Source organism: Cellulomonas sp. NEAU-ZC6, assembly GCF_056844425.1.
In genome coordinates, this window is the sequence record NZ_JBXFYH010000004.1 from 308,157 (window position 1) to 325,524 (window position 17,368).

Annotated in this window: 13 protein-coding genes; 8 read left to right on the top strand and 5 right to left on the bottom strand. The window is 75.9% G+C overall.

Features of this window, described 5'->3' with window-relative positions; genetic code table 11:
• The first annotated feature begins 56 nt into the window (after positions 1 to 56).
• Positions 57 to 1,001: an LLM class F420-dependent oxidoreductase gene (locus AC1050_RS17465; protein WP_482388677.1), complete on the top strand. Its 945-nt coding sequence runs from the start codon at positions 57 to 59 to the stop codon at positions 999 to 1,001.
• Here the strand turns inward: AC1050_RS17465 and AC1050_RS17470 are convergent.
• The gene (locus AC1050_RS17470; RefSeq protein ID WP_482388678.1) at positions 982 to 2,334 is read right to left on the bottom strand and encodes a glycosyltransferase 87 family protein; all 1,353 of its coding nucleotides are present in this window, start codon (positions 2,332 to 2,334) and stop codon (positions 982 to 984) included. The genes AC1050_RS17465 and AC1050_RS17470 overlap by 20 nt on opposite strands.
• A gap of 120 nt (positions 2,335 to 2,454) precedes the next feature.
• On the opposite strand from AC1050_RS17470, the gene AC1050_RS17475 reads away from it, so the two are divergent.
• Positions 2,455 to 3,792 (top strand): uracil-xanthine permease family protein, encoded by a 1,338-nt coding sequence (locus tag AC1050_RS17475; RefSeq protein ID WP_482388679.1) that lies wholly within the window; start codon positions 2,455 to 2,457, stop codon positions 3,790 to 3,792.
• 28 nt (positions 3,793 to 3,820) lie between these two features.
• Here the strand turns inward: AC1050_RS17475 and AC1050_RS17480 are convergent, their stop codons facing one another.
• Together AC1050_RS17480 and AC1050_RS17485 are read right to left on the bottom strand one after the other, a co-directional pair.
• A complete protein-coding gene (locus tag AC1050_RS17480; protein ID WP_482388680.1) occupies positions 3,821 to 4,483 on the bottom strand; it encodes a LytR C-terminal domain-containing protein in 663 nt (220 codons plus the stop codon).
• Complete coding sequence (locus AC1050_RS17485; protein WP_482388681.1) at positions 4,473 to 4,781, bottom strand: type II toxin-antitoxin system VapB family antitoxin; 309 nt, start codon at positions 4,779 to 4,781, stop codon at positions 4,473 to 4,475. Before AC1050_RS17485 ends, AC1050_RS17480 begins: the two co-directional genes overlap by 11 nt.
• 185 nt (positions 4,782 to 4,966) lie before the next feature.
• Here AC1050_RS17485 and AC1050_RS17490 point away from each other — a divergent pair, with 185 nt between their 5' ends.
• Positions 4,967 to 7,768: a bifunctional diguanylate cyclase/phosphodiesterase gene (locus AC1050_RS17490; protein ID WP_482388682.1), complete on the top strand. Its 2,802-nt coding sequence runs from the start codon at positions 4,967 to 4,969 to the stop codon at positions 7,766 to 7,768.
• On the opposite strand, the gene AC1050_RS17495 is transcribed toward AC1050_RS17490, so the two are convergent.
• Positions 7,660 to 10,143, bottom strand: a complete 2,484-nt coding sequence (locus AC1050_RS17495) for a hypothetical protein (protein WP_482388683.1) — start codon at positions 10,141 to 10,143, stop codon at positions 7,660 to 7,662. The two genes, AC1050_RS17490 and AC1050_RS17495, sit on opposite strands and share 109 nt — an antisense overlap.
• Positions 10,144 to 10,277: 134 nt before the next feature.
• On the opposite strand from AC1050_RS17495, the gene pheA reads away from it, so the two are divergent.
• Positions 10,278 to 11,243 (top strand): prephenate dehydratase, encoded by a 966-nt coding sequence (pheA, locus tag AC1050_RS17500; RefSeq protein WP_482388684.1) that lies wholly within the window; start codon positions 10,278 to 10,280, stop codon positions 11,241 to 11,243.
• 1 nt (position 11,244) lies between these two features.
• Here pheA and AC1050_RS17505 read toward each other — a convergent pair whose 3' ends face one another.
• Positions 11,245 to 12,423 carry a diacylglycerol/lipid kinase family protein gene (locus AC1050_RS17505; protein WP_482388685.1) on the bottom strand — a complete coding sequence of 393 codons (1,179 nt, stop codon included), beginning with the start codon at positions 12,421 to 12,423 and terminating at the stop codon, positions 11,245 to 11,247.
• A gap of 154 nt (positions 12,424 to 12,577) precedes the next feature.
• Between AC1050_RS17505 and serS the strand changes: the two genes are divergently transcribed.
• The 4 genes from serS (at position 12,578) to AC1050_RS17525 (ending at position 17,310) form a co-directional block, all read left to right on the top strand.
• Complete coding sequence (gene serS, locus AC1050_RS17510; protein WP_482388686.1) at positions 12,578 to 13,873, top strand: serine--tRNA ligase; 1,296 nt, start codon at positions 12,578 to 12,580, stop codon at positions 13,871 to 13,873.
• Positions 13,870 to 14,691 (top strand): HAD family hydrolase, encoded by an 822-nt coding sequence (locus AC1050_RS17515; protein WP_482388687.1) that lies wholly within the window; start codon positions 13,870 to 13,872, stop codon positions 14,689 to 14,691. Before serS ends, AC1050_RS17515 begins: the two co-directional genes overlap by 4 nt.
• Positions 14,692 to 14,797: 106 nt before the next feature.
• A complete protein-coding gene (locus AC1050_RS17520; protein WP_482388688.1) occupies positions 14,798 to 15,850 on the top strand; it encodes a LacI family DNA-binding transcriptional regulator in 1,053 nt (350 codons plus the stop codon).
• A 74-nt stretch (positions 15,851 to 15,924) separates the two neighbouring features.
• Positions 15,925 to 17,310 carry an ABC transporter substrate-binding protein gene (locus AC1050_RS17525; protein WP_482388689.1) on the top strand — a complete coding sequence of 462 codons (1,386 nt, stop codon included), beginning with the start codon at positions 15,925 to 15,927 and terminating at the stop codon, positions 17,308 to 17,310.
• Positions 17,311 to 17,368: the final 58 nt, after the last annotated feature.

Here is a 17,368-nt window from a genome sequence, read left to right on the forward strand (position 1 = left end):
GCGTGAGCGTCGCCGCCCGGGCCGCGGCACCCCGGCCGACGTGAAAGGCTCGGCGCATGGACCTGAGGATCTTCACCGAACCGCAGCAGGGCGCCACCTACGACGACATCCTCGCCGTCGCGCGCGCCACGGAGGACCTGGGCTTCGACGCCTTCTTCCGCTCGGACCACTACCTGACCATGGGCGGCGACGGCCTGCCCGGCCCGACCGACGCCTGGACCACCCTGGCCGGCCTGGCCCGCGAGACGAGCCGCGTCCGCCTCGGCACCCTGGTCACCTCCGCGACGTTCCGCCACCCCGGCGTGCTCGCGATCCAGGTGGCGCAGGTCGACCAGATGTCCGGCGGCCGGGTCGAGCTCGGCCTCGGCGCCGGCTGGTACGCCGAGGAGCACGCGGCGTACGGCATCCCGTTCCCGGAGAAGCGGTTCGGCCCGCTCACCGAGCAGCTCGAGGTCGTCACCGGCCTGTGGGGCACGCCGGTCGGCGAGCGGTTCAGCTACGCCGGCGAGCACTACACACTGACGAACAGCCCCGCGCTGCCCAAGCCGGTGCAGACCTCGCCGCTCGACCCGTCCCGCGCGGGCGTCCCGGTGATCGTCGGCGGCCTGGGCCCGAAGCGGACCCCGGCGCTCGCGGCCCGGTTCGCGTCCGAGTTCAACCTGTCGTTCCCCGAGCTGAACCAGGTCGGGGAGAAGCTCGAGACGGTGCGCGAGGCCTGCCGCACCATCGGCCGCGACCCGGAGTCGCTCACCATGTCCGTCGCCCTCGTCCTGGCCGCCGGCCGCGACGACGCCGAGGTGGACCGCCGGTCCGCCGCGATCGGGCGCGACCCGGTCGAGGTCCGCGGCGTCGGCATCGCCGGCACGCCGACCGCGATCGTGGACCGCCTGGGCTCGCTGGCCGAGCTCGGCGTGAGCCGCGTCTACCTGCAGGTGCTCGACCTGCAGGACCTGGACCACCTGGAGCTGGTGGCCTCCGAGGTCATGCCGCAGCTGGGCTGACGGCGTCGGCCCGCGACCTGCCCGCCGCACGCCCGGTGCGGAGCAGGTCGCGGGCCAGCACCGCCGCCAGCACGACCAGCAGCACGTTGCGGACCGCGAGCACCAGCGACGGCCCGGCCTGCTGCAGCGTGATCGCGTCGTACGCGACCGGGAACACCACCTGGGTCAGCCCGGCGACGACCAGCACCAGCACCGCCGGCAGCCGCCATGCGCGCAGCCCGGCGCCGCCGGGCCGCGCGAGGCCGACCGCGAGCGGCCCGGCCAGCCAGCCCACGAACTGCGGCGAGCCGACCTTGTTGGCCAGGATCAGCGTGACGGCCACCAGCAGAGCGCCGCGCGCCAGGAAGCCCGCCGTGTCCAGCGCGTCGCCGCAGCGCACCCGCACCCAGGTCAGCAGCCCGGTGACCGCCGCCAGCGCGAGCGGCAGCACCAGCCCGAGCGCGCCCGCCACCGCCGCCGTGCCCGGGCCGGCGATCTCCCACGTGGTGATCGCGTCGTTCAGCACCACCCGCACGTCCGGGCTGCCCAGACCGGCCAGCACCCACGGCGTGGCGGCCACCGACTCCAGCTGCAGCCCCCGCTCGCCCTGCTCGGACAGGAAGCTCGTCAGGTGCCCGAGCCCGCCGCCGGCCGCGACCACCCCGGCGACCAGCACGCAGACCGCGGCCGCGGGCAGCACCAGGTCCCGCCACGGCCGGCGCAGCACGAGGACCAGCGGCAGCAGCAGCGCGCCGGGCGCCACCTTGATCCACGCGCCGGCGGTCAGCAGCGCGGAGGCGGCCGCGGGGTGCCGCAGGGCGACGGTCAGCGCCACCACGACGACGGGCGCGACCACGGCGTCCAGCCGGCCGATCGCCACCGGACCGAGCAGCAGCACGAACGCCAGCCACCACCACGCGCCGATCGCGGGGTCGTGCCGGGTGCCCGCCGCCGGGACGACCACGCCCCGCAGGCCGGGCCCCGCGCCTGCCCGGGCGCCCCGCAGCAGCACCCCCACCGCGACCGCGTCCAGCGCCGTCACCAGCACGGACCAGGCGACCGCGTACGGCTGCGTCCCTACGGCGTCCACCAGCGCGGGCAGCAGCATCGGCACGACGGCACCGGCGGGGTAGACCCAGTCGCCGTCGAGCACCGGCCACACGCCCTGGTGCAGGCCCTGCCACATCCACCAGCGGTACAGGTCGAGGTCCCAGAACGCGCGGGCCGGGATCAGCACCGTCCCGACGTACGCGATCCAGCCGTGCACCAGGACGAACGCCGTCCACAGCGCGGCGCGGGAGCGCAGCAGGCGGTCGATGGTGCACCTCCACGACGGACGTCCTCGGGCGGGCACACCCTACGGGGCGCCGGCCGGCGGGTGACCGTGGGCGCGACCGCGCCCGCGGCGGCTCACCCGCTAGCCTCCTCGTCGGCGCCCGGACGGACCGGGGACGCCGACGAGGAGGCGGACCGCGTGAGCGCGATCGGGTGGCGGGTGCACGGCGACGGACGGCGGGTCGAGCCGGGGGCGGTCGTCGCCCCCGACGAGCGGCTGTCCTGGCCGCGGACCATCGGGATCGGCATGCAGCACGTCGTCGCGATGTTCGGCGCGACGTTCCTGGTGCCGCTGCTGACCGGGTTCTCGCCCGCGACGACGCTGCTGTTCTCGGCGCTCGGCACCGTGGTGTTCCTGCTGGTCACGGGCAACCGGCTGCCGTCGTACCTCGGGTCGAGCTTCGCGTTCATCGGCCCGATCGTCGCGGCCACCGCGTCCGGCGGGCAGTCCGCGGCGGTCGGCGGCGTGCTGGCCACCGGCGTGCTGCTCGCCGTGATCGGCCTGGTCGTGCACCTGGCCGGCTCGCGCTGGATCGACCTGGTGATGCCGCCGGTGGTCACCGGCACCGTGGTCGCGCTGATCGGGTTCAACCTCGCGCCGACGGCCTGGGGCACGTGCGACGAGACCGGGGCGTGCAGCGGGTTCCGCGCCGCCCCCGTCACCGCGGTCATCACCCTCGCGGCGATCGTGCTGTCCGCCGTGCTGTTCCGCGGCATCCTCGGCCGGCTGTCCATCCTGGTGGGCGTCGCCGTCGGGTACGTCGTGGCCACCCTGCGGGACGAGGTCGACTTCACCGCCGTCGGCGACGCCGCCTGGTTCGGCCTGCCGGAGTTCGTCACCCCGACGTTCGAGCCCCGCCTGCTCGGGCTGTTCCTGCCGGTGGTGTTCGTGCTGATCGCCGAGAACGTCGGCCACGTGAAGTCCGTCGCCGCGATGACCGGCAAGGACCTGGATCCGCTGACCGGCCGGGCCCTGCTCGCCGACGGCCTGGCCACGACGCTCGCGGGCGTCGGCGGCGGCTCGGGCACCACCACGTACGCGGAGAACATCGGCGTCATGGCGGCGACCAAGGTCTACTCCACGGCCGCGTACTGGGTGGCCGCGGCCACCGCCCTGGTGCTCAGCCTGTCGCCGAAGTTCGGCGAGCTGATCAACACCATCCCGGCGGGCGTGCTCGGCGGGGCCACCACGGTGCTCTACGGGATGATCGGCGTGCTCGGCGCCCGGATCTGGGTGCAGAACAAGGTGGACTTCTCGAACCCCGTCAACCTCACCACCGCGGCCGTGGCGCTGGTCGTCGGCATCGCCAACTACACCTGGGTCGTCGGCGACCTGGCGTTCGAGGGCATCGCGCTCGGCACCGCCGCCGCGATCGGGGTCTACCACCTCATGCGGGCCGTGGCCCGGTGGCGGGGGACCACGCAGGAGCCGGCGTCCCCGGCGTCCGTGCCCGGCGGCACCGAGCTGGAGCGCTGAGCGGACCGGCGCGCGCCGGCCGGGGGCGTCAGCCCTCGGCCGGCGCCTCGGTGGCCGGGGGCGGGGTCGGCTGCGGGACGGCCGTGACCTGGTCCAGGGCGATGCAGCCCTCCGGGACGGCGAACGGCTGGTCCGCGACCAGCACCACGTCGGCGGCCGCCACCAGCGCGCTGTAGGACGACCCGACGACGACGTCGACCGTCGCGTCCGCGCGGGCGTCCAGCACGAGCTTCGGGGTGTCGAACTGCGCGGCCACCGTGTACGCCGCGGCGACGCCCTGGGTGCCGAACTGGATCAGCGCGCTGCCGGGGTAGCCCTGGTAGCCCATGTCGGTGGCGTTGGCCTGCTGCCCGATCACGAACCCGCGGGCCGCGAGCGCCGCGGCGGTGTCGCCCGCCAGGCCGATCCGGTTGGTCCCGTTGGCGACGTTCAGCGTCACCTGGCCGTAGGGCACCGGCGTCGCGCCCTCGGGCGGGCAGGGCGAGTCCTCCGCCGCCAGGCCGGTGGGCTCGGGGGAGGAGAAGTCGCGGGCCAGTAGCGGCGGCGTCCAGCTGCCGGTGTAGACGGCGGCGGCGCCGAACGCGGCGACCGCGAGCCCGCCGATCAGCACGCCGAACACGACGGCCTGGCGCTCACGGGTGTGCCGGCGACGTCGCTGCCGTGCGGCGTCGGGCGTGCGGTCAGCGCTCATCGGACTCGATCACGAGGACGCGCGCGTGCAGCACGGGCCGCTGGTGCAGGGCGGCGCGCACCGCGCGGTGCAGGCCGTCCTCGAGGTACAGGACCCCGCGCCACTGCACGACGTGCGCGAACAGGTCCCCGTAGAACGTGGAGTCCTCGGACAGCAGGTTGTCCAGGTTGAGGGTCCGCTTGGTGGTGACGAGCTCGTCCAGGCGCACCTGGCGCGGCGGGACCTCGGCCCACTGCTTGGGCGTGACGAGGCCGTGATCGGGATAGGGCCTGCCCTCGCCCACCGACTTGAAGATCACGCTGGCGAGTGTAGGGGCAACCGGGCCACCCCCGTGCGGCGGCTCGCGGGGCGGACGGCCGGGACCGGCGTGCGGGTGAACTTGCTGCTCGAGGTCGCGAGGAGGCGCGCGCGGGCCGATGGGACGGGTACGGCGGGCCGCCGGTCGTGGTGGCCCCGTCGCGCAGGCCCGAGGAGGAGGTGCGCATGCCGCTCGTCGCGCGTCGGCGCGCCCGCAGGCGGGTGCGCCTGCTGGTGGCCCTCGCCGTCCCCGCCGGTCTGGCCCTGTCCCTCGTGGCCTCCGCCGTCGACGCCCAGCAGCAGCGCGAGCGCGCCCAGGACCGGGCCGCCGGGCAGCTCGCCGTCACCGCGCAGCAGCTGCTCGCCAAGGTGGAGGGGCAGACCCGGCTGGCGAGCACCTCGGCGTCGATGCTGACCCCCGCCGGCGCCGGGGCGGACGGGGCGGACCCGGCGGGCGCGTGGGAGTCGCACCTGCGCGTGCTCGGCGGGCTGAGCGCGGTGGACGGGCACGGCGACCCGGTCACCGGTGCCGTCGCGTGGGTGCCCGCGCCCGCGAGCCTCGCGGACCGCGCGGGGGACGTGGAGCTGGTGCCGACCGGGCACGCGGGCACGGGCTCGGTGCAGGTCGACCGGCTGGTGCGGTTCGGCGGGCCCTCCCTGCTGGACCGCCTCGTCGCCGGGCAGCGGGACCCGGCGGGGCTGCCGGCGGTGGCGGAGGCGCTCGCCGCGGCGCGGGAGTCCGGGGAGCCCACGCTGTCGGCGCCGTACGACGGGCGCCTGCCCGGCGCGCCCGGCGCCGCCCAGGTGCGCGGCCCGGAGCTCGCCGTCGCCGTGCCCGTGTTCGACGGCGGGCGGGAGCCCGAGGACCCGGCGGAGCGGCAGCGCCGGCTCCTGGGCTGGACCGTCACGACCTTCCGCGCGGGACCGCTGCTGGACGCGGTCGTCACCCGGCCGGCGGACGCCACCCTGGTGCGGGACGGCGGCACGGTGCTCGGCACGCTGGACGCGGGTCAGGGCGGGGTCGCGGTGGTCCGGGACCACGGCGCGCCGACCCTGGCGGTGCCCGTGGCCGGCCGGGAGTGGACGCTCGTCGCCGCGCCGGGCGAGCTGCCGCCGCTGCTGTCGTGGTTCCCGTTCGCCGCCGGGGCGGTGCTGACCGCGCTCGTGGCCGGCCTGGTCGCCTCGCGCGCCGCCGCCGAGGGCCGCGCGGTCGAGGTCGCCGCCGACCGCACCCGCGCGCTCGCCGCCCGGACCCGCGACCTGGAGTCGATCACCCGGAACACCCCCGACGCGCTCGCCCGGGTCGACGCCGACGCCCGCCTGCGGTTCGTCAACGCCGCGATGCGCGGGGCCGCGCACGTCACGGACGCCGACCTCGGGTGCACCGTCGCCGAGCTGGCCGGCCGCTCGGTGGTCGCCGACGCCGTGCGGTCGCTCGCGCACCACATGCTGGCGCTCGACGGCGCCCCGGTGAGGGACGTCGAGGACGACCCGCGCCGCCGGATCAGCATGACCGCGCACACCGACGGCCGCTGGTACGACGTGCGGGCGGTGCCGGAGGCCGGCCCGGACGGCCGGGTGGAGTCGGTGCTCGTCGTCGCCCGGGACGTCACGCGGTTCCGCGAGGCGCAGGACCGGCTCACGCACGCCGCGACGCACGACCCGCTGACCGGTCTCGCGAACCGCGACGTCGCCCGCGAGCGCGCGGTCGCCGCGCTGGCCACCTCCCGGGCGGGGACGGCGCTGCTGCTGCTGGACCTGGACCGGTTCAAGCTGGTCAACGACTCCTACGGCCACGCGGTCGGCGACCAGCTGCTGCTGCGCGCCGCGACGCGGGTGGCGGACGGCCTGCCGGAGCGGGCGACCGCGGCGCGCCTGGGCGGCGACGAGTTCGTCGTCCTGCTGCCCGACGCGACCCCGGCGGAGGCCGACGCCGTCGCCCGCCGGCTGGTCGCCGCGTTCGACCAGCCGTTCGCGCTGCGCGACGAGGAGTTCGCGGTCGGGTGCAGCGTCGGGGTGGTGCACGCCGAGCCGGGCGCCCTGCCCTGGGACGAGCTGCTGCGCTCCGCCGACGTGGCCATGTACCGGGCCAAGGCCGACGGGGGCGGCTGCCACCGGTGGTACGAGGAGCACGGCGCCGACCAGGCCCGGCAGCGGCTCACCATGGCCGCCGACCTGCGCCGCGCGACGGAGGAGGGCGAGCTCTCGCTCGTCTACCAGGCCGAGGTCGACCTGATCACGGGCCGGGTCGAGGGCGTCGAGGCGCTGATGCGCTGGACCAGCCGGACGCGCGGCCCGGTGTCCCCGGCGGAGTTCATCCCCGTGGCCGAGGAGACCGGCCTGATCGGGGAGCTCGGCGCCTGGGCGCTGGACCGCGCGCTGGGCGAGCTCGCCGCGCACAACCGCGCGACCGGCAGCGACCTGCGCGTCTGGGTCAACGTGTCCCCGCGGCAGTTCGGGCCGGGCCACGACCGCGCCGACCTGGTCACCCAGGTCGCCGACCTGCTGACCCGGCACGACGCGCCCCCGGGCTGGCTCGGCGTCGAGGTGACCGAGAGCGCGCTCGCGGACGACGCGCGGGCGGTGCCGATCCTGCGGGCCCTGCGCGAGCTCGGCGTCGGCGTGGCCATCGACGACTTCGGCACCGGGTACTCGTCGCTGTCCCGGCTGCACGACTACCCGGTGACGCTGCTGAAGATCGACCAGTCCTTCGTGCGGGAGCTCGGTCGCCCGGGCGCCGCGGGTCCGCGCGCCGCGGGCGTGGTCGAGGCGGTGGTCGCCCTCGGCCGGTCCCTCGGCGCCGACGTCATCGCGGAGGGCGTCGAGGACGAGCCGCGCTACACCGCGCTGCGCTCGCTGGGCTGCGACCTCGCCCAGGGCTACCTGTTCGGCAGGCCCGGCGCGTTCGCGGACGCGGTGCGACCGGTCGACGTGCCCGGGCCGGCGCTGCCGGGGATGGTCGGCGCCAGGCTGCCCGGCCCCCGCTGAGCCACCGGCTGCTGCAGCAGCATCCAGGTGGCGCACGACGCCGCCAGCAGCGGCACCGCCAGCCCGATCCCGGTCGCCGGCACCACGACCCCGGAGTCGTTCAGCGCGAACCCGATGCCCAGCGTGACGGCCAGCGCGATCAGGCCCTTGAGCAGCATCGGCGCGTCCGTGCCGATCTGGCGCAGCGGGGCGCCGCCCGACAGCCACGCGTACGGGCCGCCGTCGGGGGCGCTGACGGCCGAGCGCGCCGGGCGGCCGACCAGCAGCACCACCAGCAGCAGGCCGCCGATGGCCAGCAGCGTCTGCTCGCTGCCGAACAGGATGCGCAGGTTGGTCTCGCCCTTGCGCAGCAGGACCGTCCACAGCCCGCCGTCCAGCACCGTCTCGACGAACGCCCCCAGGTGGGTGCGCTCGTCGGCGGGCCGCAGCCAGTCGGCCACCGCGATGCTCACCACGGTGACCGCGCCCGCGGCCAGGACGACCAGCACCCGGCGCCAGTTCAGCCGGATCCCGGCCGCGAGCAGCGCCAGGATCGCGAACCCCGGGACCAGCGCCGGCGGCCCACCGAAGTCCGCGCCGATCGACGGCGTCCCGTTGATGACCACCGCGACCACGCCCATCACCGCGATCACGGCGACCGCGAGCCCCTTGCGGCCCGCGCGGAGCAGCGGGTCCGCGAGCGCGACCGTCGTGAGGATCATCGCGGTCGCGAACAGCGCGAACGCGGGGTTGCCGAACCCGTAGAACCGGCCCGCCACCAGCGAGCCCGGGCCCATCATCGAGTCCAGCGCGAGCCGGGCGCCCGTCGCGACGTCCGCCGCCAGGACGACCGCCGTGATCCCGCCGACCACGCCGAGCGGGCCCAGCAGGCGCCCGCGCCACCACGGCGGCAGCAGCGTCAGCGCCACGATGGCGCCGGAGAACAGCGCGATCGTCCCGGCCAGGGCCCACGCCGGCGACGCCGAGCGCCACCACGGCACCAGGTTGGCCAGGAACGTCGAGACCGGCACGGCCGCCACCGCGACCGCGGCGATCCGCAGGCCGTGCAGCACCCGGCGGGGGTGCACGGTGCCCGAGGGCCGGCGCCGGAGCGGCCGCACCAGCCGCGACCACCAGCCCCGCACCCGCGCGTTCAGCCCGACCACCACCATCAGGTACAGCGCGAGGTTGAGCGCCACCCACCAGACGTAGAACCCGCCGACCAGGGGCTTGGCGGCCTGCGCGTGCCGGTTCTCGTCGATCAGGTCGGCCACGCGCGCGCCCGCGGTGGCGTCGTCGGGGGAGTGCCGGAGCGTCGACCCGACCAGGGCGCCGGTCGGCGCCTGGTCCCGGACGCCCAGCGCCTCCAGCAGCGTCGGCGTCACGTCGGTCGCCTGCAGGAAGCCCTCCTGCCGCGTGGAGGACGTGCCGATCGTGCCCCCGGCGTAGCGGCCGCCGTCCGGCGTGGGCCCGAGCGCGGCGGCCAGCTGCAGCTGGGCGCGGCGGCTCGAGTCCGCGAGGGACAGCACCAGCACGGTGGCGTCGGTGCCGGAGTCCCGCACGGCGTCCAGCACCGCGCCGATCCGGGCGTCGATCACCTGCACCTGCTCGGCACGCGTGGGCTCGATGACCACGTCCGTGCCCGACAGGTCGGGCTGGTCCTCCTCGTCCGCCGGGATGACCGCGTCGGCCTCCGAGCGGCCGCGGGTCTGGTAGCCGGGGTCCCGGACCGATCCCGCGTCCACCACGACGAGGCCCGACGCCGCGAGCGCCGCCGCCGTCGCGTCCTCGAGGGCGCCGGCGTCCGCGGGCCGCCGCACGTGCTCGCCCGCGGGGACGCCGTCGGTCCCGGCGAGCGCGATCGCGGCCCCCGGCCCGATACCGGTCACCGGGACGCCGGCCGTGGTCAGCGTGTCGCCCAGCAGCCCGAGCCGGGAGTCGTACGACGAGTCGTCCGTCGCCTGCACGTAGTCGGCCCAGCCCGGCGTCGCGCCGTTGGCCAGCGGGTCGCGCAGCGTGCGGCAGGTGCCGTCGGCCACCGACAGGTCGTCCGCGCGGCCGCCGGCCGACACCGCGAGCCAGCCCGCGGCGGGGCAGGTGAACGAGCGCACGCTGCGCACCACGGTCGTGCCGACCGCCGCCTCGCGGGACAGCTCCCACAGCGCCGGCGTCGTCAGCGAGCCGAGGTCGTCCCAGCGCAGACCCGTGACGCCGACCAGCACCACGGGCGCCGTCGCCGCGTCGCCCTCGTCGGTCGCCGCCGCGGCGCCCGCGGCCCCGCCGGCCCAGCCCAGCGCGACGGCCAGCAGGGCCGCCAGCGACGCGGCCAGCACCCGGGCCGGGGCGGTGCGGGAGCGGGGCGTGGGCGTGCGCGACGCGGGCGTGGACAGGGGCACCGGCCCAGCGTACGGGCGCACTACTCTCGGACGGGTCGGGCGGGGCGACCCCGCCCGGCACGTGCACGCGCGCCGCACAGGGCGCGCACGCCGCGGTCACACGCGCCGACGTGCCCCACCCGGAGGTCGATGAGATGACACGTCCCCGCTACGCCTACCTGGGTCCGGCGGGCACGTTCACGGAGGTCGCCCTGCGGCAGGTCGTGGGCCCCGAGGACGCGGAGTACCTGCCCCAGGCCGACGTGGTCACCGCGATCGAGGCCGTGCGCTCCGGCGAGGCCGACCACGCGGTCGTCGCCATCGAGAGCACCATCGAGGGCGGGGTCACCGCCACCCTGGACGCCCTGGCCGTCGGCAGCGCCCTCGTGCTGCAGCGCGAGGTCCTGGTCCCCGTCGGCTTCACCCTGGTCGGGCGGCCCGGGACGGCGCTCGCGGACGTGCGGCGGGTCGCCGCCCACCCGCACGCCTGGGTGCAGTGCCGGCGCTGGCTCGCCGCCCACGTGCCCGGCGCCGTGCACGTGGCGGCGGCGTCCAACACCGCGCCCGCCGCCCAGCTCGCCGGCGTCGCGGCGGCGGCCGTGGGTGCCGAGGTGGACGACCTCGCGTTCGACGCCGCGCTCGTCCCGCCCGCCGCCGTCGAGCACTACGGGCTCACGGTGCTCGCCGAGGGCGTCGCCGACAACCCGCACGCGGTGACCCGGTTCGTCGTCGTGGGCCGCCCCGGCGCGGTGCCCGCACCCACCGGCGCGGACAAGACGACGCTCGTCGTGCACCTGCCCAGCAACGAGGCCGGCGCGCTGCTGACCATGCTCGAGCAGTTCGCCGCCCGCGGCGTGAACCTGTCCCGGATCGAGTCCCGGCCGATCGGCGACTCCCTGGGCCGGTACTCGTTCTCCATCGACGCCGAGGGCCACATCGCCGAGGAGCGGATGGGGGAGGCGTTCATGGGCCTGCACCGGGTGTGCCCGCAGGTGCGGTTCCTCGGGTCCTACCCCCGCGCCGACGGCCGGGCCGCCGACGTGCACCTGGGCACCGCCGACGGGGACTTCCGCACGGCCCGGGACTGGCTGCGGGCGGTCCGCGGCGGCGCGAGCGTCTGACTCAGGCGCCCGCGACCCGCACGACCAGCGCGCCGGGGTCCACCCGCACCGACAACCGGGTGGCCCGGCCGATGACGTCGCCGTCCACCTGCACCCACTCGCCGCCCTCGACGTCGATCAGCACCTGGCGGGCGCGGGCGTGGTCGATCCGGCCGATCTTGGCCGGCAGCTCGTTCCGCACCCCGACGCCCTGCAGCACGACCTCGCCCAGCAGCTGCGCCCAGCCCGCGACCCCGCCGCGGGTGTCGATCGCCGCGACGTCCAGCCAGCCGTCGTCGAGCACCGCGTCCGGGAGCAGCGTGATCCCACCCGGCAGCCGCCCGCAGTTGCCGACCAGCAGGCTGCGGACCCGGGCCGGCGTCGCCGCCGCGCCGTCCAGCGCCACGGAGGTCCGCAGGCGCCGGCCGTGCAGGTGCTTGATCCCCGCGACGAAGTAGGCGATCCAGCCGACCCGCGCCTTGAGCTGGTCGTCCGCGTCGGCCACCATCGCCGCGTCGAACCCGATGCCCGCGATGACCAGGAAGATGTGGTCGCGCGGCAGCTCGGTGTCCGCGGGCAGGTCGTCGGCCGCCTCGGCGACGTCGTCGTCGACGTCCGCCTCGGACCGCAGCACCTGCATCCAGCCGACGTCGATCGTCCGGTCCGTGCCGTCCAGCGCGATCTGCAGCGCGGACAGCGGGTCGCCGAGCGGGATGTCGAGGTTGCGGGCCAGCAGGTTGCCGGTGCCCACCGGGATGAGCCCCATCGGGACGGCCTTGCCGACCAGCGCCTCGGCCACCGCGCGCACCGTGCCGTCGCCGCCGAGCGCCACCACCACGTCGGCGCCGCGGGCGACCGCGTCCTTGGTCTGGCCGATGCCCGGGTCGTCCAGCGTCGTCTCGAGCCACAGCGGCTCGGGCAGGTACTGCTCCGCGCAGGCGCGGCGGACGGTCGCGCGCAGGTCGGTGACCCCCGGCTTGGACGGGTTGGCGACGAACGCGACCAGCGGGCCGCGGGGCGCCGGCGCGGCGGCCGTCGTCGCGTCCGCCGGTCCCGCGGGCCCCGCCGCGGTGCTGAGGATGCGCCCGGCCCGGCCCGCCTGCCGCTCCGCGGCGGTCGCCCGCCACGCGGCGGTCCCGACCACCAGGGCCGCCACGGACACGACCATCGCGGCGACCGCCAGCCATCCCTCCCACGTCATGCGTCGAATCTAGGGGCAAACCCCCCGCGCGCCCACGCCTTCCCGCGCGTCGAGAGCGCATCGACCGACCCGAGACGTCCCGGTTCGTCGCTCGGGTCGTGCGCTGTCGACGCGAGGCGCGAGGGTGCGCGCGGTGATCGGTAGGCTCGGGTGCGTGATCGATCTGAAGCTGCTGCGGCAGGAGCCGGACGTCGTGCGCGCGAGCCAGGTGGCCCGGGGGGACGACCCGGGGCTGGTGGACGAGGTGCTGGACGCGGACGCCCGCCGCCGCGCCGCCCTGACGGACTTCGAGACCCTGCGGGCCGAGCAGAAGGCCCTGGGCAAGAAGGTCGCGTCCGCGCAGGGCGACGAGAAGCAGGCGCTGCTCGCGCAGGGCAAGCAGCTGGCCGAGCAGGTCAAGGCGCTGCAGGCCGACGCGGACGCCGCGGACGCGCTCGCCACCGAGCTGGCCCGCCGGATCGGCAACGTGGTCGAGGACGGCGTGCCCGCCGGCGGCGAGGACGACTACGTGGTCCTGCGGCACGAGGGCACCCCGCGCGACTTCGCCGCGGAGTACGGCGCCGGGTTCGCGGTGCGCGACCACCTGGAGCTCGGCGAGGGCCTGCGCGCGATCGACACCGAGCGCGGGGCCAAGGTCTCCGGCGCGCGGTTCTACTACCTGACCGGCATCGGCGCCCGCCTGGAGCTGGCGCTGCTGAACGCCGCGGTCGACCTGGCGCTGCAGGCCGGGTTCACGCCGGTGATCACGCCGACCCTGGTCAAGCCCGAGGTCATGGCGGGCACCGGGTTCCTCGGCGCGCACGCCGACGAGATCTATCGCCTCGAGGCCGACGACCTGTACCTGGTCGGCACCAGCGAGGTCGCGCTGGCCGGCTACCACTCGGGCGAGATCCTCGACCTGTCGGCGGGCCCGGTGCGGTACGCGGGCTGGTCGGCCTGCTACCGCCGCGAGGCCGGGTCGTACGGCAAGGACACCCGCGGCATCATCCGGGTGCACCAGTTCCACAAGGTCGAGGCGTTCTCCTACACGACCGTCGAGGACGCCGCGGACGAGCACCGCCGCATCCTCGGCTGGGAGGAGCAGATGCTCGCGCTGGCCGGCCTGCCCTACCGCGTCATCGACACCGCGGCCGGCGACCTCGGGTCGAGCGCCGCGCGCAAGTTCGACTGCGAGGCGTGGCTGCCCAGCCAGGAGCGCTACCTGGAGCTGACGTCGACCTCCAACTGCACGACGTACCAGGCGCGCCGCCTCGGCATCCGGGAGCGCACGGCGGAGGGCGAGACCCGCCCCGTCGCGACCCTGAACGGCACCCTGGCCACGACCCGCTGGATCGTCGCGATCCTGGAGAACCACCAGCAGGCCGACGGCTCGGTGCGGGTCCCCGAGGGGCTGCGGCCCTACCTGGGCGGCCTCGAGGTCCTGGAGCCCGTCGGGGGCGGATCGCGATGACCCACCCGCGCTCCGCGGCCGGCACCCTGGTCGCCCTCGACGTCGACGGCACGCTGATGACGTACGACGGGGTGCTGTCGCCCGCGGTGCGCGACGCTGTGGCAGCGCTGCGGGACGCCGGCGCGCACGTCGTCCTGGCGACGGGGCGCGGGGTGCGCAGCGCCGTGCCCGTCGCGGTCGACCTCGGGCTGACCGACGGCTGGATCGTCTGCTCGAACGGCGCCGTCACGGCGCGGCTCGACCCGGCGGCGGCCGGCGGCTACGAGGTCACGAGCACCACGACGTTCGACCCCGAGCCGGCCCTGCGGGTGCTGCAGCTGGAGCTCCCGGACGCCCTGTTCGCGGTCGAGGACCTGGGCCTGGGCTTCCGGGTGTCGAAGCCGTTCCCGGACCACGAGCTGACCGGCGACCAGCGGGTGATGCCGTTCGACGAGCTCGTCGCCGAGCCCGCCACCCGCGTCGTCGTGCGGGACCCGGGCAGCACGCCGGAGGAGTTCCACGCGCTGGTCGAGCGCGTCGGCCTGCACCAGGTGTCGTACGCCGTGGGCTGGAGCGCGTGGCTCGACCTGACGCCCGGCGGCGTGTCCAAGGCCAGCGCGCTGGAGGAGCTGCGCCGCGCGCTCGGCGTGCAGCCGTTCGCCACCGTGGCGCTGGGCGACGGAGGGAACGACGTGGAGATGCTCCGCTGGGCCGCCCGCGGCGTGGCGATGGGGCACGCGCCGGACCACGTGCGGGCCGCGGCCGACGAGGTGACCGGCACGATCGCCGACGACGGCGCCGTCGCCGTGCTGCGCAGCATCGGCCGCGTCGCGGGCTGAGGCGCCTGCGGCGGGAGTGCGGTCGCGCTCCCACGCCGGAGAGCGCTTGCGGGCGGGTGGCGCGGCCCCTGGACCCGGCCCCCCTCGGCGGAGCACAATCCCCGCCATGGCGCACGGCATCGTCGACGTGGCCCGGGCGGCCGGGGTGTCCACCGCGACGGTGTCGCGCGCGCTGCGCGGCCTGCCGAACGTCACGGCGGCGACGCGGGAGCGCGTGCAGCGCGCCGCCGACGAGCTCGGCTACGTCCCGTCGCCGTCCGCCTCCTCGCTGGCCTCGGGGCGGACCCGGACGATCGGGCTGATCACGCCGTGGGTGGCGCACTGGTTCTTCGCCAACGTGATCGAGGGCGCCGAGCGGGCGCTGCGGGTCGAGGAGTTCGACGCGCTGCTGTACACGTTCGAGGTGTCCCGGGCGGCGCCGCGCCGGCGCCTGGACCCCGACGTGCTGCGCCGCCGGGTCGACGGGGTGCTGGTCGTCGGTCTGCCGCTGGAGGCGGACGAGGTCGCCGCGATCGAGGAGCTCGGCTACCCGGTCGTGTTCGTCGGCGCGGGCGCCCCGGGGCAGGTCACCGTCGGCCTCGACGACGTCGGCACCGCGCGCCGCGCGGTGGCGCACCTCGCCGACCGCGGGCACCGGGTCATCGCCCACCTGAGCGGCGAGCCCGACGACGTCCTGCCCTGGTCGCCGGCGCTGCGGCGCGCGGAAGGCTGGCGGGCGGAGCTGCAGGCCCGCGGCCTGGAGCACGCGGACCTGGAGGTGCACGGGCACTTCGACGTCGCGGGCGGCCGCGCGTCGACCCACGTCCTGCTGGACCGCCGCCCCGACGTCACCGCGGTGTTCGCCGCGTCCGACGAGATGGCCATGGGCGCGCTGCTCGCGCTGCGGGACCGGGGGCTGCGGGTGCCGCAGGACGTGTCCGTCGTGGGGGTGGACGGGCACGACATGGGAGAGCACCTGGGGCTGACCACGATGGCGCAGAACGCGCACGACCAGGGGGTCACGGCGGCGTCGATGCTGCTGGAGATGATCACCGGCGCGCCGGTCCCGCGGGAGGTCCTGTTCCCGACGGTGCTGGTCGACCGGGGGTCCACGGCGGGGGTGCGTGACCAAATCGTGACAACTCCGTCACGCGATTCGGTTGTGCCCAGAGGCATGTAAACGCTTGCATAGGGTCCACGCACCGAGGCGTACCCGCCTCGGCATGAGCGACCACGACGAGGTGGAGGCAACGCATGACCAGGATTCGTCGTCGCGGCACGGCCGCGATCGCCGGCGGGCTCGGGCTGGCGCTCGCGCTGGCGGCATGTTCCGGTGGGGATTCCGGGGACGAGAGCACCGACAGCGGCGGGGACACCGACGCGGCGAGCGAGATCGACTGCGCGCCCTACGAGGAGTTCGGTGACCTCGAGGGCACGTCGGTGTCGATCTACACGTCGATCGTCGAGCCCGAGCAGCAGACGCAGGTCGACTCGTACGTCCCGTTCGAGGAGTGCACCGGCGTCACCGTCGAGTACGAGGGCTCGCGCGAGTTCGAGGCGCAGCTGCTGGTGCGCATCCAGGCGGGCAACGCCCCCGACATCGCCTACCTGCCGCAGCCCGGCCTGCTGAAGACCATCGTCCAGGACTTCCCGGACGAGATCGTCCCGGCGCCGGAGGCCACGACGGCCAACGTCGACGAGTTCTTCACCGAGGGCTGGAAGGAGTACGGCTCGGTCGACGGCACGTTCTACGCCGCCCCGCTGGGCGCGAACGCCAAGTCGTTCGTCTGGTACTCGCCGAGCATGTTCGAGGACGCCGGCTACGAGGTCCCGGAGACCTGGGACGACATGATGGACCTCTCGCAGCAGATCGTGGACGACGGTGCGATGCCGTGGTGCGCGGGCGTCGAGTCCGGTGACGCCACCGGCTGGCCGGGCACCGACTTCATCGAGGACGTCGTGCTCCGCACCGCCGGGCCGGACGTCTACGACCAGTGGGTGAACCACGAGATCCCGTTCAACGACCCGCAGATCGTCGAGGCCTGGGACACCGCCGGGGAGATCCTCAAGAACGACGAGTTCGTGAACGCGGGCCTGGGTGGCGTGGACTCCATCGCCACCACGCCGTGGACGGACGCGGGCTACCCGATCCTCGACGGCACCTGCTGGATGCACCGCGCGGCCAACTTCTACGCCACGCAGTGGCCGGAGGGCACCGAGGTCGCCGAGGACGGCGACGTCTACGCGTTCTACCTGCCGACCAACCAGACCGACATCAAGCCGGTCCTGGGCGGCGCGGAGTTCGTGGCGGCGTTCGACGAGCGTCCCGAGGTGCAGGCGTTCCAGACCTACCTGTCCAGCGCCGACTGGGCCAACGCCAAGGCCAAGGCCACCCCGATGGGCGGCTGGGTCAGCGCCAACAACGGGCTCGACCCGGAGAACCTCGCCACCGACTTCGACAAGCTGTCGGCCGAGATCCTCTCCAACCCCGACTCCGTCATCCGGTTCGACGCGTCCGACCTGATGCCCGGCGAGGTCGGTGCCGGCACCTTCTGGAACGGCATCGTCAACTGGCTGACCGGCTCCTCCACCGAGCAGGTCACGGACGAGATCGAGGCGTCGTGGCCGGCGGCCTCCTGACCCGACCGGCACGGACTGTCTGACTGACTGACGGCCGGCCCGGCCGGACGGGGAGACC